This window comes from Stenotrophomonas sp. TWI273 (genome assembly GCF_039674765.1).
Lineage (GTDB): Bacteria > Pseudomonadota > Gammaproteobacteria > Xanthomonadales > Xanthomonadaceae > Stenotrophomonas.
This window is the reverse complement of the sequence record NZ_JBDJOA010000005.1, coordinates 299,435-319,995: the sequence shown is the minus strand read 5'-3', so window position 1 is coordinate 319,995 and position 20,561 is coordinate 299,435. Positions and strand designations below refer to the sequence as shown.

The 20,561-nt window shown below is 63.9% G+C and carries 19 protein-coding genes; 17 read left to right on the top strand and 2 right to left on the bottom strand.

The window, feature by feature from the left end; genetic code table 11:
* Window positions 1-17: 17 nt before the first annotated feature.
* From dnaA to ABE571_RS09545, 17 genes are all read left to right on the top strand, one after another.
* Window positions 18-1,352: a chromosomal replication initiator protein DnaA gene (dnaA, locus tag ABE571_RS09625; RefSeq protein ID WP_046272260.1), complete on the top strand. Its 1,335-nt coding sequence runs from the start codon at window positions 18-20 to the stop codon at window positions 1,350-1,352.
* A gap of 276 nt (window positions 1,353-1,628) precedes the next feature.
* Complete coding sequence (gene dnaN / locus ABE571_RS09620; RefSeq protein ID WP_019184048.1) at window positions 1,629-2,729, top strand: DNA polymerase III subunit beta; 1,101 nt, start codon at window positions 1,629-1,631, stop codon at window positions 2,727-2,729.
* Window positions 2,730-3,866: 1,137 nt separating this feature from the next.
* Complete coding sequence (gene recF, locus ABE571_RS09615) at window positions 3,867-4,964, top strand: DNA replication/repair protein RecF (protein ID WP_313211275.1); 1,098 nt, start codon at window positions 3,867-3,869, stop codon at window positions 4,962-4,964.
* A gap of 113 nt (window positions 4,965-5,077) precedes the next feature.
* Window positions 5,078-7,537: a DNA topoisomerase (ATP-hydrolyzing) subunit B gene (gyrB, locus tag ABE571_RS09610; RefSeq protein WP_346462795.1), complete on the top strand. Its 2,460-nt coding sequence runs from the start codon at window positions 5,078-5,080 to the stop codon at window positions 7,535-7,537.
* A 73-nt stretch (window positions 7,538-7,610) separates the two neighbouring features.
* Window positions 7,611-8,462, top strand: coding sequence for a CPBP family intramembrane glutamic endopeptidase (locus ABE571_RS09605; protein WP_313211273.1), 852 nt, complete (start codon window positions 7,611-7,613; stop codon window positions 8,460-8,462).
* Between the two features lie 72 nt (window positions 8,463-8,534).
* A complete protein-coding gene (locus ABE571_RS09600) occupies window positions 8,535-9,341 on the top strand; it encodes a M48 family metallopeptidase (RefSeq protein ID WP_313211272.1) in 807 nt (268 codons plus the stop codon).
* A gap of 142 nt (window positions 9,342-9,483) precedes the next feature.
* Window positions 9,484-10,680, top strand: coding sequence for a tetratricopeptide repeat protein (locus ABE571_RS09595; protein WP_313211271.1), 1,197 nt, complete (start codon window positions 9,484-9,486; stop codon window positions 10,678-10,680).
* A gap of 257 nt (window positions 10,681-10,937) precedes the next feature.
* Window positions 10,938-11,495 (top strand): energy transducer TonB, encoded by a 558-nt coding sequence (locus ABE571_RS09590; protein ID WP_172407616.1) that lies wholly within the window; start codon window positions 10,938-10,940, stop codon window positions 11,493-11,495.
* Window positions 11,496-11,581: 86 nt separating this feature from the next.
* Window positions 11,582-12,340: a TonB-system energizer ExbB gene (gene exbB, locus ABE571_RS09585; protein WP_019184055.1), complete on the top strand. Its 759-nt coding sequence runs from the start codon at window positions 11,582-11,584 to the stop codon at window positions 12,338-12,340.
* A gap of 57 nt (window positions 12,341-12,397) precedes the next feature.
* Complete coding sequence (locus tag ABE571_RS09580) at window positions 12,398-12,823, top strand: biopolymer transporter ExbD (protein WP_046272259.1); 426 nt, start codon at window positions 12,398-12,400, stop codon at window positions 12,821-12,823.
* A gap of 3 nt (window positions 12,824-12,826) precedes the next feature.
* Window positions 12,827-13,240, top strand: a complete 414-nt coding sequence (locus ABE571_RS09575; protein WP_046272258.1) for a biopolymer transporter ExbD — start codon at window positions 12,827-12,829, stop codon at window positions 13,238-13,240.
* A 115-nt stretch (window positions 13,241-13,355) separates the two neighbouring features.
* Complete coding sequence (gene cls, locus ABE571_RS09570) at window positions 13,356-14,816, top strand: cardiolipin synthase (protein ID WP_346481165.1); 1,461 nt, start codon at window positions 13,356-13,358, stop codon at window positions 14,814-14,816.
* Window positions 14,817-14,884: 68 nt separating this feature from the next.
* Window positions 14,885-15,145, top strand: coding sequence for a hypothetical protein (locus ABE571_RS09565; protein WP_070474188.1), 261 nt, complete (start codon window positions 14,885-14,887; stop codon window positions 15,143-15,145).
* 4 nt (window positions 15,146-15,149) lie between these two features.
* Window positions 15,150-15,893, top strand: a complete 744-nt coding sequence (locus ABE571_RS09560; protein WP_346493621.1) for a pyridoxine 5'-phosphate synthase — start codon at window positions 15,150-15,152, stop codon at window positions 15,891-15,893.
* A 286-nt stretch (window positions 15,894-16,179) separates the two neighbouring features.
* The gene (locus tag ABE571_RS09555; RefSeq protein WP_346493620.1) at window positions 16,180-17,271 is read left to right on the top strand and encodes a PA0069 family radical SAM protein; all 1,092 of its coding nucleotides are present in this window, start codon (window positions 16,180-16,182) and stop codon (window positions 17,269-17,271) included.
* A gap of 101 nt (window positions 17,272-17,372) precedes the next feature.
* The gene (locus ABE571_RS09550) at window positions 17,373-17,738 is read left to right on the top strand and encodes a hypothetical protein (RefSeq protein ID WP_346493619.1); all 366 of its coding nucleotides are present in this window, start codon (window positions 17,373-17,375) and stop codon (window positions 17,736-17,738) included.
* Between the two features lie 606 nt (window positions 17,739-18,344).
* A complete protein-coding gene (locus tag ABE571_RS09545; protein WP_346493618.1) occupies window positions 18,345-18,620 on the top strand; it encodes a hypothetical protein in 276 nt (91 codons plus the stop codon).
* Here ABE571_RS09545 and ABE571_RS09540 read toward each other — a convergent pair whose 3' ends face one another.
* Together ABE571_RS09540 and ABE571_RS09535 are read right to left on the bottom strand one after the other, a co-directional pair.
* Window positions 18,621-19,331: a 2OG-Fe(II) oxygenase gene (locus ABE571_RS09540; protein WP_346493635.1), complete on the bottom strand. Its 711-nt coding sequence runs from the start codon at window positions 19,329-19,331 to the stop codon at window positions 18,621-18,623.
* 109 nt (window positions 19,332-19,440) lie between these two features.
* Entirely contained in the window at window positions 19,441-20,457 is a 1,017-nt protein-coding gene (locus tag ABE571_RS09535) for a class 1 fructose-bisphosphatase (protein WP_313210537.1), read from the bottom strand.
* Window positions 20,458-20,561: the final 104 nt, after the last annotated feature.

Below are 20,561 nucleotides of genomic sequence, written 5' to 3'. Positions count from 1 at the left end.
CCAGACGATTATTGCCGATGGATGCCTGGTCTCGTTCTCTCGAACGCCTCGAAGCGGAGTTTCCGCCCGAGGATGTTCACACCTGGTTGAAGCCGCTGCAGGCAGATCTGCGCGCGGACAGCCTGGTGCTTTATGCGCCAAACGCCTTCATCGTCGACCAGGTGCGCGAGCTGTATCTGCCGCGCATCAAGGAGCTGCTGGCGCACTTCGCCGGTTTCGGCGACGTTTTTCTTGAAATCGGCTCGCGTCCGCGTCCGGTAGAGGCGCAGATCGCGCCGATTCCGGGCCTGTCCGCACCGGCGGCGCCGGCCGAACCGCTGGTGCCGTTCGCCGGCAACATGGATTCGCACTACACCTTCGCCAACTTCGTGGAAGGCCGCAGCAACCAGCTGGGTCTGGCCGCGGCGTTCCAGGCGGCGCAGAAGCCGGGCGACCGCGCCCACAACCCGTTGCTGCTCTACGGCGGGACCGGCCTGGGCAAGACCCACCTGATGTTCGCGGCCGGCAATGCGATGCGTCAGGCCAATCCGGCGGCCAAGGTGCTGTACCTGCGTTCGGAACAGTTCTTCAGCGCGATGATCCGTGCGCTGCAGGAAAAAACCATGGACCAGTTCAAGCGCCAGTTCCAGCAGGTGGACGCGCTGCTGATCGATGACATCCAGTTCTTCGCCGGCAAGGACCGTACCCAGGAAGAGTTCTTCCACACGTTCAACGCCCTGTTCGACGGCAAGCAGCAGATCATCCTGACCTGCGACCGGTACCCGCGCGAAGTCGAGGGCCTGGAAGCACGGCTGAAGTCGCGCCTGGCCTGGGGCCTGTCGGTGGCGATCGAGCCGCCGGACTTCGAGACGCGTGCAGCGATCGTGCTGGCCAAGGCCCGCGAGCGTGGCACCGATATCCCCGACGATGTGGCGTTTCTGATTGCCAAGAAGATGCGCTCCAATGTCCGCGACCTCGAAGGTGCGTTGAATACCCTGGCCGCACGCGCCAACTTCACCGGCCGTGCGATCACCACTGATTTCGCCCAGGAAACCCTGCGCGACCTGCTTCGCGCCCAGCAGCAGGCGATCAGCATTCCCAACATCCAGAAAACCGTGGCCGACTACTACGGGCTGCAGATCAAGGATCTGCTGTCCAAGCGTCGGACCCGGTCGCTGGCCCGTCCCCGTCAGGTTGCCATGGCCCTGACCAAGGAACTGACCGAGCACAGCCTGCCGGAAATCGGCGACGCCTTTGCCGGCCGGGACCACACCACGGTGCTGCATGCCTGCCGGCAGATCCGGACGTTGATGGAAGCGGACGGCAAGTTGCGGGAAGACTGGGACAAGCTGATCCGGAAGTTGAGCGAATGATGCATGTACGCCGCTAAGGCGTCATCGCATAAAACGGTGCAGAATCCGGTAGTAAGCGCGGGATAGGTTGTGGATAAAAAAGCCGCTCGATTCGGCGGTAAAGTTATCCACACCTTTCCCCACCCCTTGGGGGCTAGTAATGCAGAGGGTTTCTAGGTCAAAAACCCTATTGTTTACAAAGGCTTAGTCGTGTTTTCCCGCGATTCTGGCCCTACCAGCACCACCAAGCTTTTGATTTATTCCACATTTTTTTAAAGCATAGGGGCACGGAACCACATGCGTTTCACACTGCAGCGCGAAGCCTTTCTCAAGCCGTTGGCACAAGTCGTCAACGTGGTCGAACGCCGCCAGACCCTGCCGGTTCTGGCTAATTTCCTGGTTCAGGTCCAGAACGGACAGCTCTCGCTGACGGGTACGGACCTGGAAGTGGAAATGGTGTCGCGGATCGCGGTGGAAGATGCCCAGGACGGCGAGACCACCATCCCCGCCCGCAAGTTGTTCGAGATCATCCGCGCCCTGCCCGACGGCAGCCGGATCACCGTCTCGCAGACCGGTGACAAGATCACCGTGCAGGCCGGGCGCAGCCGTTTCACCCTGGCAACGCTGCCGGCCAACGACTTCCCGTCTGTCGACGAAGTCGAAGCGACCGAACGCGTGGCCATCGGCGAAGCGACCCTGAAGGAACTGATCGAACGCACCGCATTCGCGATGGCCCAGCAGGACGTGCGGTACTACCTCAACGGCCTGCTGTTCGACCTGCGTGGCGATGCCCTGCGTACCGTGGCGACCGACGGTCACCGCCTGGCGCTGTGCGAAACCGAGCTGGAAAAAGCCAGCGGCGCCAAGCGTCAGATCATCGTGCCGCGCAAGGGCGTGACCGAGCTGCAGCGTCTGCTGGAAAGCGGCGATCGTGAGATCGAGCTGGAAGTCGGCCGCAGCCACGTTCGCGTCAAGCGCGACGATGTGACCTTCACCTCCAAGCTGATCGACGGCCGGTTCCCGGATTACGAGGCTGTGATTCCGATCGGTGCCGACCGCGAAGTGAAGGTGGATCGCGAAGCCCTGCGTGCCTCGCTGCAGCGCGCTGCGATTCTGTCCAACGAGAAGTACCGCGGCATCCGCGTGGAAGTCTCGCCGGGCAATCTGAAAATCAGCGCGCACAACCCGGAGCAGGAAGAAGCCCAGGAAGAGATCGAGGCCGATACCACGGTCAGCGATCTGGCCATTGGCTTCAACGTGAACTACCTGCTGGACGCGTTGTCCGCACTGCGCGACGAGCACGTCGTGATCCAGCTACGCGATTCGAACTCCTCTGCCCTGGTCCGTGAGGCCAGCAGCGAGAAGTCACGTCACGTGGTGATGCCGCTGCGTCTGTGACCTGCGACGTGTAGGTTCCACGTGGAACCGAGTGGTTCTGAGAAGCCCGGCATTGCCGGGTTTCTTTTTGGGCGAGAGAACGATGTTCCACGTGGAGCATTATTTTTGCGCGGTGCGTTTGTGGCGTGGCCGTACCGTTCGACTGATCCTGTGGCGCATCCGCAACGCTCGCGAGCCGGAGGACGCGCAGCGAGCGGGACTTTGGCAACGAGCCCCACGAGGTGGTGACCACGTTTGCTCCGGCCCTTCGGTTGGTGCGGCACGGGGCCAGAGAGCGAATGGCGGCGGACGGCTGCCGCGCGTGTCGATTCTGCATACGTCAGCCGAGCGGCCTGCGCCAACTGCACGTCCGCTCCGAAGCGCTGCGGTACCCGGCTTTTTGGCCGCTGGATCACAGCTCTATGCTTTTAAAAACTGTATATAAATCTAAAGCTTGGTGGTGGTGGTAGGGCCAGATTTGGTTGAAAAGTAGGTTAAGTGGTTGGTTTTAAAGAGGAATATAGGCCTGAAACCCCCGGTAAAACAGGGTCTGAGCCTGGGGGTGATCCTGTGGATATCTTTCGAGGCCATTCAAGAGGCCCTTTTTATCCACAGATTGCCCATAGGCTGTGCATAAGCCATACAGAGCGGGTGTGGACAGTCTCGTTTGGGTCTGCGCGAGCTGCTCGGGTTCTACGCTTCGGCGATTCGACCTCACGTCCAGATTTCAAAAAAAACAGGGGACCGGCCGCGTCCTGGCTCGCAAGGCGGGCAAAAAACGGTGCGAATTCGTTGAAATCTGCAGTACCTCAGTGCTGCGTACGGCGCAGATTTGAAAAAATTCAGGCCCCTCCAGCTGGCCATGCGGCGGGAAACGGAGGTTTCACGTGGCGGTGCTGGCCGCGGCGCTGACGTCGGCGGCGAACATCGCGCTTGTCTGGCCCGATGATCGTTGGCGCACCCGAAATGCACGCATGGCAGACCGAGCCGCCATCGCGCTGAACACCGGGACGCACCGACCGGCTCCTTCCGCCCTCGGCGAATGGTCAGGTCGACAACCGGCGCGCGGAGCATCCGGCCACGTGGAACCTGGGCAATGCAGTAAGCTGATCGATTCCCCCTACCCGTCTGCCGCCCCGTGCGGCGTTGATCGTCCGCATGCACATCCGCCGCTTGACCCTGCACCAGGTTCGCCGCTTCGATACCGTCGAACTGGCACCGCAACCGGGCATCAACCTGATCACCGGTGACAATGGCGCCGGCAAGACCAGTGTCCTGGAGGCGCTGCACGTCATGGCGTATGGGCGCAGTTTTCGCGGCCGTGTCCGGGATGGCCTGGTACGCCAGGGCCGGGAGGCGCTGGATGTGTTCGTGGAATGGGATGAGCAGCGCGAAGGTGCCGACACCCCGACCCGTCGCAAGGCCGGGCTTCGCCACAGCGGCCAGGAATGGAAAGGCCGACTGGACGGGGAAGACGTCGCTCAGCTCGGGACGCTGTGCGCCGCACTGGCGGTCGTCACCTTCGAGCCCGGTAGCCATGCCTTGGTCAGCGGCGGCGGCGAACCGCGTCGCCGGTTCCTTGATTGGGGTTTGTTCCACGTGGAACCAGACTTCATGGGTCTGTGGCGGCGGTACTCGCGGGCCCTGAAACAGCGCAATGCCCTGCTCAAGCAAGGAGGGCACCCGAACGCGCTCGATGCGTGGGACCGGGAGCTCGCCGAGGCCGGCGAACCGCTGACCACCCGCCGCCAGCATTACCTGGAACGGCTACAGGAACGGACCGTGGAACTGGCCGCCGTACTGGCGCCCAATCTGGGGATCCAGTCGCTGAGTTTGAGCCCAGGGTGGCGCAAGCAGGAGGTTTCGCTCTCCGACGCCCTGCTGCTGGCCCGGGAACGTGACCGCATGGCCGGCTATACGTCGGTCGGTCCGCACCGGGCCGACTGGAGCGTCGGATTTGAGACCATTCCGGGCCGGGATGCACTCTCGCGCGGCCAAGCCAAGCTGACCGCCCTCACCTGCCTGCTGGCGCAGGCCGAGGACTATGCCGAGCAGCGCGGCGAATGGCCGGTGATCGCCCTGGACGATCTGTCGTCCGAGTTGGATCGCCATCACCAGGCGCGGGTGCTGGAACGGCTCAAGGCCGGCCCGGCACAGATCTTCATCACCGCCACCGAGGTGCCGGCGGCGCTGGTGGACGCGACAGATATCACCCGGTTCCACGTGGAACATGGACAGGTCCTGCCTGTGCCATAGTGGTCCCCCAGGGGCCACAGTGCCCGGCTGGTATAATTGCTGTTGCAACCCCTTATTACTCGGCGCCCCGCCTCACGGCGGCGGACCGACCTGCGGAGCCTACGGCAAGCGCAATGACTGAAGAACAGAACATCCCCGCAAACAGCGGCAACTACGACGCCAACAGCATCACCGCCCTGGAAGGCCTCGAGGCTGTCCGCAAGCGTCCTGGTATGTACATCGGCGACGTCCATGACGGCACCGGTCTGCACCACATGGTGTTCGAGGTCGTCGACAACTCCATCGACGAAGCCTTGGCCGGCCACGCCGACCATGTGTCGGTGATGATCCACGCCGATGGCTCGGTCTCGGTGTCGGACAACGGGCGCGGCATCCCGACCGGCAAGCACGAGCAGATGAGCAAGAAGCTCGATCGCGAAGTCTCTGCAGCCGAAGTCGTGATGACGGTGCTGCATGCCGGCGGCAAGTTCGATGACAACAGCTACAAGGTCTCTGGCGGTCTGCACGGCGTGGGTGTCAGCGTGGTCAACGCGCTCTCGCAGAAGCTGCTGCTGGATATCTACCAGGGCGGCTTCCACTACCAGCAGGAATTCGCTGACGGTGCCGCCGTCAATTCGCTGAAGCAGGTCGAAGCCAGCACCAAGCGCGGTACGACCCTGCGCTTCTGGCCGTCGGTGAAGGCGTTCCACGACAACGTGGAGTTCCACTACGACATCCTGGCCCGCCGCCTGCGCGAGCTGTCCTTCCTCAATTCCGGCGTCAAGATCGTGCTGGTCGACGAGCGCGGCGATGGCCGCCGCGACGACTTCCATTACGAAGGCGGCATCCGCAGCTTCGTGGAGCATCTGGCGCAGTTGAAGACGCCGCTGCACCCGAACGTGATCTCGGTGACCGGCGAATCCAACGGCATCGTCGTGGACGTGGCGCTGCAGTGGACCGATTCCTATCAGGAAACGATGTACTGCTTCACCAACAACATTCCGCAGAAGGACGGCGGTACCCATCTGGCCGGCTTCCGCGGCGCGCTGACCCGTGTGCTCAACAACTACATCGAGCAGAACGGCATCGCCAAGCAGGCCAAGATCAACCTGACCGGCGATGACATGCGCGAAGGCATGATCGCGGTGCTGTCGGTGAAGGTTCCTGACCCGAGCTTCTCCAGCCAGACCAAGGAAAAGCTGGTCAGCTCGGACGTGCGCCCCGCCGTGGAAAGTGCCTTCGGTGCGCGGCTGGAAGAATTCCTGCAGGAAAACCCGAACGAAGCCAAGGCGATCGCCGGCAAGATCGTGGACGCGGCGCGTGCACGTGAGGCCGCCCGCAAGGCGCGCGATCTGACCCGTCGCAAGGGCGCGCTGGATATCGCCGGCCTGCCGGGCAAGCTGGCTGACTGCCAGGAAAAGGATCCGGCGCTGTCCGAACTGTTCATCGTCGAGGGTGACTCGGCAGGTGGTTCGGCCAAGCAGGGCCGCAACCGCAAGAACCAGGCGGTGCTGCCACTGCGCGGCAAGATCCTCAACGTGGAACGTGCCCGCTTCGACCGCATGCTCGCCTCGGACCAGGTCGGGACGCTGATCACCGCGCTGGGCACCGGCATCGGCCGGGATGAGTACAACCCGGACAAGCTGCGCTACCACCGCATCATCATCATGACCGATGCCGACGTCGACGGCGCGCACATCCGTACGCTGCTGTTGACCTTCTTCTACCGTCAGATGCCGGAGCTGATCGAGCGCGGCCATATCTACATCGGCCTGCCCCCGCTGTACAAGATCAAGCAGGGCAAGCAGGAGCTGTACCTGAAGGATGATCCGGCGCTGGACGCGTATCTGGCCAGCAGTGCGGTGGAGAACGCGTCGTTGATCCCGGCCGAAAGCGAGCCGGGTATCGAAGGCGTAGCGCTGGAGAAGCTGTTGCTCTCCTATGCTTCGGCGCAGGAAACCATTGCGCGCAACGGCCATCGCTATGATCGCCAGGTGCTCGAAGCACTGATCGATTTCACGCCGATGGATCTGGAGCACCTGCGCAAGGCCGGCGCCGACGAAGGCCTCGCCGCACTGGCGACCCGCCTCAACCAGGGCAGCCTGGGTTCCCCGCGCTACACGCTGGAACTGCAGGAACCCACCGACGAGCGTCCGGCCGCCGTGCTGGTCACGCGTCGCCACATGGGCGAGCAGATGATCCAGGTGCTGCCGCTGGCCGCGTTCGAGACCGGCGAGCTGCGTGCGTTGCACCAGTCCTCGCTGCTGCTGCATGGCCTGGTCCGCGCCGGTGCCAAGATCAGCCGCGGTGCAAAGTCGGCCGAGGTGGCCAGCTTCGCCGAAGCACGCAACTGGCTGCTGGATGAAGCCAAGAAGGGCCGCCAGATCCAGCGATTCAAGGGTCTGGGTGAAATGAATCCCGAGCAGCTCTGGGACACCACGGTCAATCCCGACACCCGCCGCCTGCTCCAGGTGCGGATCGAGGATGCCGTGGCCGCCGACCAGATCTTCAGCACGCTGATGGGCGACGTGGTCGAGCCGCGCCGCGACTTCATCGAAGACAACGCGCTGAAGGTCGCCAACCTGGATATCTGACACAATCGGGGACGGGCCGGCCGGGTGCGACCTGCACCCTGGCCGGCCATCGCCCCCCGATGCCAGGAATCCGATGTCCGCTACCCCCCCGGCGTCCATGACGCCTCCGCTGCCCCCTGCCGTTCCGTCATTGCCGCGCAAGCCGGGTTCCCCGCTCGCGGGCTTCTTCATCGACCTGGGCATTGGCGTGCTGGTGCTGCTGTCGCTGAGCCTGATCAGCGGCTTGGTCTGGGGGCTGTACCGCGGGGCGATCGTTGGCTACCAGGCCGCTCGCGACGGTGCGGATGCTTCGGCCGTTGCCGGTCTTGCCCAGCAATTGGGCCAACCCGGGGCGCTGGCCCAGATCCTGATGGCGCTCGTTGCCACCGGTGGTGCCGCGCTGGTGCTGTATTTCTTCCGTCGCCGGGCCACGCCCGCCGAACGTACGCTGTCCTTCCAGGCGGCACGCCGCCCCTCGACATGGGGGTGGACGCTGCTGGTCGCCACCGGTGTGATCATCGGCAGCAATCTGATCGCATGGCTGGCCAAGCAGGGCGGCATCGAACCGGTGCCGACCAACCTGGCCCTGATGGAACAGGCGATCACGCGCTTCCCCTGGTTCCTCGCGCTGTTTGCCGTGGTGCTCGCGCCGGCCTATGAAGAGCTGCTGTTCCGCCGTGTCCTGTTCGGTCGCCTGTGGCAGGCCGGTCGCCCGGTGTTGGGCATCGTCCTGAGCAGCCTGGCGTTCGCCCTGGTACATGAAATCCCCGGCACCAGTGCCAACGGCCCGTGGGAAATCGCACAGCTATGGCTCGTCTATGGCGGCATGGGCGCGGCCTTCGCCTGGCTCTACCAACGCACCGGAACCTTGTGGGCGCCGATCGCCGCGCATGCCTTGAACAACGGCATTGCCCTGGTCGCGCTGATGTTTCTGGGCCTCCATTGATCGATCACGCGGCTTGACGAAAATTTACGTGGCCGCGTTCCACACTGCGCACATGAACACGGGGGATCGCACATGAAACCAGTGCTGTTGGGAATTGCCATCGCCATGCTGGTGAGCGCGTGCGCCACCACGACCTCACCCACCGGCCGCCGCCAGATGGTCGGCGGTGTTTCGCAGGCGGAACTGGACCAGCTGGGCGCGCAGGCGTTCACCGAGACCAAGTCCAAGGGAACCCTCAGCAAGGACCCGAAGCAGACCGCCTACGTGCAGTGCGTGGTCAATGCGCTGGTCGCCCAGTTGCCGCCACAGTACCGTGGCGTACGGTGGGAGACGGCGTTGATGGTCGACAAGGAGCCCAACGCGTTCGCCCTGCCCGGTGGCAAAGTCGGGGTCAATACCGGCATCTTCACGGTCGCCAAAAACCAGGATCAGCTGGCCGCGGTGATCGGTCACGAGATCGGGCACGTCATCTCCCGCCACCACGAAGAGCGCATCACCCGCCAGATGGGCGCACAGACCGGCCTGTCGGTGCTCGGGGCACTTGCCGGTGCGGCCTACGGTGAGGGTGCGGCCAGTACGGTCAGCCAGCTCGGCGGCGCCGGCGCCCAAGCCGCGTTCCTGCTGCCCGGCTCGCGGACGCAGGAAAGCGAGGCCGATATCGTGGGTCAGCGGCTGATGGCCGAGGCCGGTTTCAACCCCGCCCAGGCAGTGGATCTGTGGCAGAACATGATGGCCGCCAGTGGGGGTCGCTCGCCCCAATGGCTGTCCACCCACCCCGATCCTGCCAACCGTATCCGTGAACTTCAGCGAGACGCGCCGTCCCTGAGTGGTGTATACCAACAAGCCCAGGCGGCCGGGCGCAGGCCAAAGTGCGGTTGACGCGTCCGGATACGAGTCAAAGATGCTGTATTGCAGCATCGGAAACGATTTCTCACGCCATCAGTTTCTGATACGTTTGGCGGCTCAGATTTTTCTGACAGTCCGTTTTGATGCCGCTGCGGCGGTTCGATCGAGGTGAAAGATGATTTTCAGCAACCACAAGCAAGCCGTCCTTTCCGTCCTCATCGCGACCGCTGTAAGTGGCGCCATGATCACCGATGCCTTCGCCCAGGCCCGCTCGTCGGAGCGTGGCGCGCGTGGCGGGAAGAAGCAGGCCAAGGCCGAAGTGCTCTACCCGCAGGCGACCCGCCAGGAGCCGGAGCAGAAGTCCTCGGCCAAGGTCGGTCCGAAGCTGCAGAAAATGATTGACAGCTACAACGACCAGAAGTTCCCGGAGACGCGCGCGCAGGCCGACGAAATCCTGGCCAATCCCGCTGCCAACGCCTACGACAAGTCGCTCGCCGCGCAGCTCGCCTCGCAGGCGGCCTACCAGCTTGATGACGTCGCCGCTGCCAAGAAGTACCTCGAGCAGGTGCTGCAGCTCGGTGGCCTGGACAACAACGGCCACTACCAGTCGATGCTGATGCTGGGTCAGCTGCAGCTGCAGGACGACCAGATCAACGAAGGCCTGGCGACGCTGGACAAGTACTTCGCCGAGACCAAGTCGAACAAGCCCGAAGAGCTGATCGCCAAGGGCCAGGCGCTGTACCAGGCCGAGCGCTACGCCGAGGCCATCCCGGTGCTGCAGCAGGCCATCGCCGGCTCGCCCGAGCCGAAGGACAACTGGAACCAGTTGCTGATGGCTGCCATGGCCGAAGCCGGCCAGACCGGTGAAGCGGTCAAGCAGGCCGAAGCGCTGGCGGCCAAGAACCCGAACGACAAGAAGGTGCAGTTGAACCTGGCCAGCATGTACATGCAGGCCGACCAGATGGACCAGGCTGGCGCTGTCATGGCCAAGCTGTACGCCGCCGGCCAGCTGACCGACGAGCGGGAGTACAAGCAGCTGTACTCGATCTACGCCAACAGCGAGAACAAAGAAAAGGACGTCATTGCCGTTATCAATGATGGCTTGCAGAAAAACATCCTGAAGCCGGATTATCAGGTATACCTGGCACTGGCCCAGGCGTACTACTACTCCGACCCGCAGCAGACGGACAAGGCGATCGAAGCGTGGCAGAAGGCTGCCCCGCTTTCCAAGGATGGCGAGACCTACCTGAATCTGGCACGCGTGCTGCATTCGGAAGGTCGCATTCCGGAGGCCAAGCAGGCCGCCCAGCAAGCGCTGGCGAAGGGTGTGAAGAACCAGGCGGATGCCAAGAAAATCATCAACCTGAAGTAAGTAGGAATAACGCCTGAACGCCTGCATAAGTGATGCGCAGGCGCTCAGGATTGGTATAAGCTTGGAGGTTCCTGCGGTGTCATGCACCGCTGATCATGGGCTACCTGTCCCCGGGTATCCCGGCCCCACTAATGAGCTCTTGGCGCATGACGGAACAACTAGTCGTTCACAGGTACGAACAACGCGATGACACCGGCCTCTCCTGGCCGCGTATCGTGGGTATCGCTTTTGTAATCGCACTGCATCTCGCCGCCTTCATGATGCTTCTGATCCCGGCTGTGGCTCCCAAGGCCGTGGCGGAGAAAGAACGCAACATCATGGTGACCCTGGTCGACGCTCCGCCGCCGCCACCACCGCCGCCGCCGCCGCCGCCGCCGGATGACACCCCGCCGCCGCCGGTCAAGAACCTGTCGCCGCCGAAGCCGTCCCCGGTTCCGCCGCCGCCGCAGGCTCCCGTGGTCGATATCCCGGACCCGCGTCCGACCGACATCGTCACACCGCCTTCGCCGCCGTCGCCGCCGCAGCCGCCGAGCACCATTGAGGCAAGCGTCGACATCTCGTCGAAGAACATGAACCCCCCGCGTTACCCGCCGGCCGCGTTCCGTGCTGGTATCCAGGGTGAAGTCATCCTGATCATTGACGTCGATGCCAATGGCAACGTCACCAATGTGTCGGTCGAGAAGTCCAGCCGTAACCGTGACCTCGATCGCGCCGCCATGGACGCAGCTCGCAAGTGGAGCTTCCGTTCCGCGGAATCGGGCGGGAAGAAGGTCGCAGGTCGCGTTCGCGTCCCGGTCAACTTTGCGCTGAACTGATAGTGGCCGGTGGCCCGCCGGCCACCGCCCCTAGCGGTTATTTCTAGCAATACCCTTTATCACCACACACAACAAAGGTAAGCGTCATGCTGCAGGAACTTTTCATCGCCGCTGCTGCCGGGGGCAACTCCAACGCCCTGTCGCAGATGGGCTTCGAGCACCTGATCCACGAGATGACCACCCAGCCGGGTGACTTCGCCGTCTCCTGGGTCGTGCTGCTGACCCTGATCATCATGTCGGCCATGTCCTGGTACTGGACCGTCATCAACATCTTCCGCGCCACCCGTCTGAAGGCTGCTGCCGACAAGGTCGTGAGCCTGTTCTGGGATACCCCGAACGCCCAGGACGCCATCCGTGCGATGGAAGAACAGCCGGCTTCGGAGCCCTTCTCCAAGATCGCTCTGGACGCTGCACAGGCTGCTGCGCACCACCAGCGTTCGGAAGGCGGCACCTCGGGTGGCCTGGGTGAGAACCTGAGCCGTTCGGAGTTCGTCGATCGCGCCCTGCGTCAGGCCGTGACCCGCGAAAGCAACAACCTGCAGTCGGGCATGACCCTGCTGGCCACCGTCGGCGCAACCGCTCCGTTCGTGGGTCTGCTGGGTACCGTGTGGGGCATCTACGGCGCGCTGATCAAGATCGGTGCCACCGGTTCCGCCTCGATCGACGCCGTTGCCGGCCCGGTGGGTGAAGCACTGATCATGACCGCCATCGGTCTGTTCGTGGCTATCCCGGCCGTGTTCGCCTTCAACTTCTTCAGCAAGATCAACAGCGCCACGATCAGCAAGTTCGATACGTTCGCTCACGACCTGCACGACTTCTTCGCCACCGGTTCGCGCGTTCGCTAATAGCGACGCGCGTCACCCAGCGAGAACGTAGTCAACACGATCTAGACGGAGCCCGTTATGGCTTTCAGTAGTGGTAACAGCGGCGGCCCCATGGCCGACATCAACGTTACGCCCCTCGTGGACGTGATGCTGGTGCTGCTGATCATCTTCATCATCACGGCGCCCCTGATGTCCCACAAGGTCAAGGTGGATCTGCCTGAGGCCAACCTGGTGCAGAATCCGGAAGACGCTGAAAAGCGGGCGAGCCCGATCACCTTGGCAGTCAAGGAAGACGGCTCGATCTACTGGAACGACGAGGAAATCGACAAGCAGACTCTTGAGTCGCGCTTGGCGACCGCCGCCCAGCAGACCCCGCAGCCGCCCCTCAACCTGCGTGGTGATCGCACCACCAAGATGCGCGTCATCAATGAGATGACGAAGGTCGCGCAGGAACAGGGCATGCTCGACGTGGGCTTCGTCGCCACCAAAGTAAAGGGGCAGTAAGCCATGGCGTTCAGTACTGGTGGTAACAAAGGCCCCATGGCCGACATCAACGTCACGCCCTTGGTGGACGTGATGCTGGTGCTGCTGATCATCTTCATCGTCACCGCGCCGATCATGACGTACCCGATCGCCGTTGACCTGCCGCAGCGCGTGCTCAACCCACCGCCGGTGACGGTCGAACCGCCGCCGCCGATCGAGCTGAAGGTGGACGCCAGCAACCAGGTGTCGTGGAACAACAGCCCCGTGGCTGTGGGCGAACTGCAGCAGCGTATGGAACAGGAAGTGCAGCGCGATCCGACCAACCAGCCGGAACTGCGCATCGATGCCAGCCCGGACTCCGAGTACGACGTGATGGCCAAGGTGTTGGCTGCCGCGAAGAATGCTCAGATGAAGAAGATCGGCTTCGTACAGCAGTAATACGCAAGACGCAGTCATGACGCGACTGGAAAACGCCCCTGGAAACAGGGGCGTTTTTTTTGTGCCGCCGGCCGTGGATACGCGCCAGCGCCACGCTGCCCGCTATCATCCGGCCATGCTCGCAACCTTCGACGTCTTCGGGGACTGGCTCGATGCCATCCCCCACCTGCGCCCCCTGATGGTGGCGGCCTACATTCTCTATCTGCTGTGGCTGACCGGCTGGATCATGCTGCAGAAGCGCGAGCCGGTCGCCACGCTGAGCTGGATCCTGTCGCTGGCCGCCCTGCCCTACCTTGGCCTGTTCATCTACTACCTGCTCGGCCCGCAGAAGGTGAAGCGGCAGCGCCTGCGCCGTGGTCGTTCGCGCTCGGGGATGGAGCATTACAGCAGCGTCTGCCCACCGGATGCGGACTGCACCGAGCTGGCCAAGATCGCCCAGGCCACCACCGGGCTCTCACCGAGCTCGGCCACCGAGGTGGAGTGGCTGGTCGATGGCGCGGCCACCTACAGCGCACTGCTTGCCGCGGTGGCCACGGCCAAGGACCACTTGCACCTTGAGTACTACATCTTCAATCCGGACCACGCCGGCACCGCGCTGCGCGATGCGCTGACCGAGCGTGCGGCCGCCGGCGTGCGCGTGCGCCTGCTGCTCGATGCGGTCGGCTCGTCGTCCATCCGCAAGCGCTTCCTGCAGCCGCTGCTGGATGCAGGCGCCGAAGTCGTCTGGTTCCACCCGCGACAGCTGCTCAAACCGTTCAAGCGGCCCTGGTTGAACCTGCGCACGCACCGCAAGCTCGTCATCATCGATGGCCTGCAGGCCTTCACCGGCGGCATCAACATCACCGATGAGGAAGATGAGAGCGTCCGCCCGGATGCGTATCGCGACCTGCACATGCGGCTGCGGGGCCACGTGGTGCGCAGCCTGCAGCTGGTCTTCATCGAGGATTGGATCTACGCCACCGGCCAGGAGCCGGCGCGCTTCAACATCGCCCAGCTGTGGCCGGAAACCATGCCCAGCCGCAGCGAGGGCAGCATCAATGCGCAGGTGCTGGTCTCCGGTCCGGATTCTTCGTGGGAGACCATCCACCGGCTGCACGTGGCGGCGATCCACGAAGCGAAGGAGCGCGTCTGGCTGGTGACGCCCTACTTCGTGCCCGGCGAGGCCGCGCGCATGGCACTGACCTCGGCCGCACTCGGTGGCCTGGACGTGCGCCTGCTGGTGCCCAAGATGAGCGACTCCTGGTTCGTCACCCAGGCCGCGCGCTCCTATTTCGACGAGCTGCTGCAGGCCGGGGTCAAGATCTACGAGTACGGCCCACGCATGCTGCACACCAAGGCCTTCATCGCCGATGACGACGTGTGCATCGTCGGCAGTGCCAACTTCGATCACCGCAGCTTCCGGCTCAACTTCGAGCTCTCGATGATGATCAGCGACACCGGCCGCGTTGCGGCGCTGGCCGAGATCCTGCTGGCCGAATACAGCAGCGCCGCGCCGGTCTACAACGACCGCCAGCGTTCGCTGTGGCGGCACCGTGTGCCCGAGGCGTTCGCCCGCCTGGCCTCGCCGCTGCTGTAGCCACTTCTCCCCGTGGAACCGCACCCGGCGCCAGCGCTACACTGGCCCGGTCAATCGGGGAGAACGACATGTACTGGCTGTTTCTGCTGTTCGCGCTGGCCTGTTTCGGCATGGCGCTCAAGACCCCCCACATGGGGCTGATGGCGCTGTCGCTGCTGGGCACCCTGGTGTTCCTGCTGGCGTGGGTCCGCGGCCTCTACGTGGCCCGCTTCGGCGATGTGCAGCCCACCCGCGCGGCCATCACCGATCCCAACGAACTCCGTCGGCTGCGGGAGCTCGCCCTCCAGGCGCGCACCCCGGCTGCTCAGGGTGAATCCGACCCCTCGTAGTGCCATGACCCAACTCAGCGTCAACGTGAACAAGATCGCCGTCCTGCGCAACTCGCGCGGCGGCACCGACCCGGACGTGCTGCAGGCCGCCCGTGCCTGCCTGGATGCCGGCGCGCATGGGATCACCGTGCACCCGCGCCCGGACCGACGCCACATCCGCGCCGAGGACGTGCTGGCGCTGTCCGCGCTGACGGCCGAGCGCGGCGTGGAGTTCAACATCGAGGGCAACCCGTTCGCGCCCCCGCGTGAGGGCTATCCCGGGCTGCTGCCGCTGTGCGCGCAGACCCGCCCCGCCCAGGCCACCCTGGTGCCGGACGGCGACGGGCAGCTCACCTCCGACCATGGCGTCGACTTCGGCCGCGACGCGCAGCGCCTACGCCCGCTGATCGCCGAGTTGAAGTCGTATGGCTGCCGGGTCAGCCTGTTCGTGGACGCGGGCAATCCCGACCTCGCCCAGGCCGCCGAGATCGGGGCCGACCGCGTGGAGCTCTACACCGGCCCCTACGCCGAGGCGCATGCCGCCGGTGACGCCACCGCCATGCTGGCGGTGTTTGCCGATGCAGCGCGCCGCGCCCAGGCGGCCGGCCTGGGCGTCAACGCCGGCCACGACCTGTCGCAGGACAACCTGGCTGATTTCCTGCGGACCGTGCCGGACGTGCTGGAAGTCTCGATCGGCCATGCGCTGATCAGCGAGGCGCTGTATGACGGGCTGGATGCCACGGTGAAGGGCTATCTGCGGCTGCTGTGATGCGGCGCGTAGCCCTGCCGCGTAAGGGGCGCCCGGCATCAGGTAGCGCCGACCGTTGGTCGGCTCAGCCGCCCGTGACGTGGCACCGCAGGCACGCGCTCTGGCCCTGTGGATAAATTGGGGGATCAAATCGGTCTCCACCTCCGCCGACCCTTACCCGGCGCGGGTTTCACTTCCCTTTACGCCTGTGGTTAGTAATACTACTAACTATGGCTATCCCCTATCCCCGCCGTTGCCACGCCACGACGTCTCATTCCCTGAGACCTCCCGGCGATAGCCTTTGACGATGGGTATTGCGATCAAAGGCCGGGGCTCCCGCACGCACCTGGCGGGCCGTTTCGAGGTCACCGTCAGCGAAGCGATGGACGACGGCTGGGCGCCGGATGAGAGTGAAGAGTTCGCTGCCCCGCGCCTGCGCACCGAAGTCCGTGCCGAGACCGCGCGCAGCATCATCAGCCGCAACAAGTCGCCGGACGTCGGCTTCAGCCAGTCGGTCAATCCGTACCGCGGTTGCGAGCACGGGTGCTCGTACTGTTTCGCCCGACCCTCGCACGCCTATCTCAATCTCTCGCCCGGGCTGGACTTCGAGACCAAGCTGTTCGCCAAGACCAATGCGCCGCAGCTGCTGCGCAAGGAGTTCTCGCGCCCCGGCTACGTGCCGCAGCCGATCGCGCTGGGCATCAACACCGACGCCTACCAGCCGATCGAGCGCAAGCTCAAGCTCACCCGCCAGCTGATCGAGGTGATGCTGGAAACCCAGCACCCGTTCTCGTTGATCACCAAGAACGCGCTGGTCGAGCGCGACATCGACCTGCTTGCGCCGCTGGCCGAAAAGCACCTGGTCAGCGTGCACTTCTCGGTGACCTCGCTGGACCCGCACCTGTCGGCCAAGCTGGAACCGCGTGCCTCGGCCCCGCATGCACGGTTGCGCGCGATGCGTCGCCTGAGCGATGCCGGCATCCCGGTCGGGGTGATGGTCGCGCCGGTGATCCCGTGGATCAACGATGCCGAACTGGAAGCCGTGCTTGAGGCCGCCCACGATGCCGGTGCCTCCACCGCCGGCTACGTGCTGCTCCGGCTGCCGCTGGAAGTGGCGCCGCTGTTCCGCGACTGGCTCGACACCCACCATCCAGACCGCGCCACGCACGTGATGAGCACCATCAACCAGCTGCGCGGTGGCAAGGATTACAACAGCCAGTTCGGCACGCGCATGCGCGGCGAAGGCATCTACGCCGATCTGCTGTCCAACCGTTTCAAGCTGGCCCGCAAGCGGCTGGGCTTCGATGCGCAGCACAGCCACTGGCCGAAACTGGACTGCACCCGCTTCCTGCGGCCGCTGCCCCCGCGGGTGGACTCACCGCAGGGCTCGTTGTTCTGATCAGCCCCCGATGGACTTTAGGGCGCGCCCGACCAACAATCGGGCCAAGGCACCGCGCCGCGGTGGCCTGACGTCCATATCGGATATCCAGGGGGAACCCCATGTCATCGGCAGCCACCTCGGCCGCATCGAACGCGGCCAACATCGCGATCAACGCTGCCATCACCGCAGCGGTGCAGCAGCAGCGCGACGCGGTGATCGCACACTTCACCGGCCATCAGGCGTTGTCCCCGCAGAGCGCGATCGCGGCGGACAGCATCGACCCTGCATTGCAGGTAGCGCTGAAGTACTACCGCGACAACGGCGTCATCCGCGACGCGGGCGGTGATCGTCTTTATCTGGATCTGGACGTGTTGGCCGGGCTGAAGACCAAGGCGAAGCGCACCGGGCGCAATGTGCTGATCACGGTGATGGTGTTGGCCGTGGTTGTGGTTGTCGGTGCTGTGTTGCTGGTGTTGGCGCGCTGACCAATGGGCATCGAGTGCTGGTGTAGTAGTCGCAGCAGACTGCGATAGAGCTGCGCACACAAAGTGAAGCAAGCAACACACGACTACTGGCTGCAGTAGGCGCCGGAAGCATCACTGATCTCCGGCATCGCCGTCGGGACTGCATTTGGCGGGCACGTGGGTGGTTATGCTTCCGCTGCCGCCTTCTATGGCTCAATGTTTACCGCCACTTACAATGACTCTAAAGCAATAGCGACAGCAGGAATAGTTGGGGAGGAAACATGTCGATGAATTCATCTTTTAAATTCAAGTGTCCAGCATGCGGCACAAGAGCACAGCGATTGCCAGCATTTAAATCGCTTGAGAGAGTACTCACCGTCAACTGTAAAGAATGTCGATCAATCATTGAATCGGATATAGGCTGGCTCAGGTATCTATTACTGATGGCCTATACATATGTATTCGCCGGCTTACTAGGGTCTGCATTTATAATTGGATTGGTTACTGGCAATGCTTTTCAGGTTATGATCTCAGGCTTATTATTTGCACTCCTGGCGCTTCTGCCTGCAATTATTCTCCATTCTCGATTTTTGGTTGTCCAGAAGACGGAGGAAAACGTCAGATCGCTTGATCAGAAGTACGGAAAATATCGAAGGTGATTTCGTCGTCCCTCTTGGCGAGTTACGCAAAGGTCTAGACCTGGCACTCCATGCTCCGCTGAGTTACTACCGCGACAACGGCGTCATCCGCGACGCGGGCGCTGATCGTCTCTATCTCGATCTGGACGTGCTGGCCGGGTTGAAGGCCAAGGCGAAGCGCACCGGGCGCAATGTGCTGATCACGGTGATGGTGTTGGCGGCGGTAGTGGTGGTCGGTGCTGTGTTGCTGGTGTCGGCGCGCTGATCAATTCCCACCAAATAATTTCTGCGCACTCTGGAAAAGAATCCAGCTCGTCGCAATGAACTTGTCCCCACCCTGCGGCCGGTTGCCCCGGTGCGTGTGGGTAAACGCGGTCGGTGCGATCAACAGGCTGCCGGTGCGTGGCGCAACCTTGCGGCCCTGGAACAGGAACTCGGTTTCGCCGGCGTCGAAATCGTCATTGAGGTAGAGCGTCCACAGCAGGTGGCGGTGCAGCGTTTCGCCGGCCGGATCGCGTGGGTACAGCTCGCAGTGCCAGTACGGATAGCCGCCCTCGCCCGCCGCATACCATTGCAGATTGATGGCACCGGGCCGCAGGCAGGTGCGGGCCAGGTCGGACAGCGTGGCGTCGTCCATGTCGGGGAAATCCTCGGCCGCCAACCGGCGCGGTTGGCCCTGGCTGTCCTGGATCTGCAACATCAATGGCGAGATCAGGGCCTGTGGATAACGGCGTAGATAAGTCAGCAAACCCTTGAAAACCGCCTGCTGCAGCACTGCTTCGGCCTGCCGCCACCCGGGGCGCCCGCTGATGCGAAGATCCTTGCTGTGCTTGAGTTCCGGGAACACACCGCTGCCCACTTCGCCCGGCTGCAACTGCGCACTGGATCGCATCTGGGCCTGCAGGGCCGCGCAGACCTCGTTGGGGACGGCGTTGTGGATTACTTCGATGAAATCGAGCGGTGCGTCGGCAGTCATGGGGTCATCCGTGGGCACGAATGGCCGATGGTGACCGCTGCCGTGGCCGATGTCACGCCGTTGCCACGTATCAACAGGGCTGACCGGATGGCCAGCCCTGTGTAGCAAATCAACCCGCCGCGCTGTCGTGTTCGCGGTGGTAACGGGTGGCTTCTTCCACTTCATTGCGCGACCCGAGGAACACCGGCACGCGCTGGTGCAGCTGATCGGGCTGGATGTCGAGAATGCGCTTGCGGCCGGTGGTGGCGGCGCCGCCGGCCTGCTCGACCAGCAGGCCCATCGGGTTGGCTTCGTACATCAGGCGCAGCTTGCCGGCCTTGGAGGGATCCTTCGTGTCCCACGGGTAGATGAAGATGCCGCCGCGGGTCAGGATGCGATGCACGTCCGCCACCATGCTGGCGATCCAGCGCATGTTGAAGTTCTTGCCGCGCGCGCCTTCCTTGCCGGCCAGCAGGTCCTGCACGTAGCCCTGCATCGGGGCTTCCCAATGCCGCTGGTTGGACATGTTGATCGCGAATTCCTGGGTGTCCGCCGGGATCTGCATGTCCGGCGTGGTCAGCACGAACTCGCCCTTCTCGCGGTCCAGGGTGAACGCGTGCGTGCCGTGGCCGACGGTGAGCACCATCTGCGTGCTCGGCCCGTAGATGCAGTAGCCGGCCGCGACCTGCGCGGTGCCCGGCTGCAGGAAGCTGGCATCGCTGGGCTGCTCGGTGCCCGGCGGGCAGCGCAGCACCGAGAAGATGGTGCCGACCGACACGTTGACGTCGATGTTGGAGCTGCCATCGAGGGGATCGAACAGCAGCAGGAAGTCACCGCGCGGGTAGGTGTCGGGCACCGGCTGGCAGTGATCCATTTCTTCCGAGGCGCAGGCGGCGAGATGGCCGCCCCAAGCGTTGGCTTCCAGCAGGATCTCGTTGCTGATCACGTCCAGCTTCTTCTGCGCCTCGCCCTGCACGTTGCCGGTACCGGCTTCGCCGAGCACACCGCCCAGCGCGCCCTTGCTGACCGCGATGGAGATGCTGGTGCAGGCGCGGGCGACAACAGCGATCAGCTGGCGCAGATCGGCGTTGATGCGGCCGGCATGTTGCTCTTCGATCAGATAGCGGGTCAGCGACGTCTGGGACATGGAATCAGGCGGCCTTCAGAGGAGAAGCGCCTATTGTCGCCCTTCGCCGGAGCCATTACGAGGCGCGGGCCGCCGTAACCGTTCCCACCGCGCGCAACGCGCTG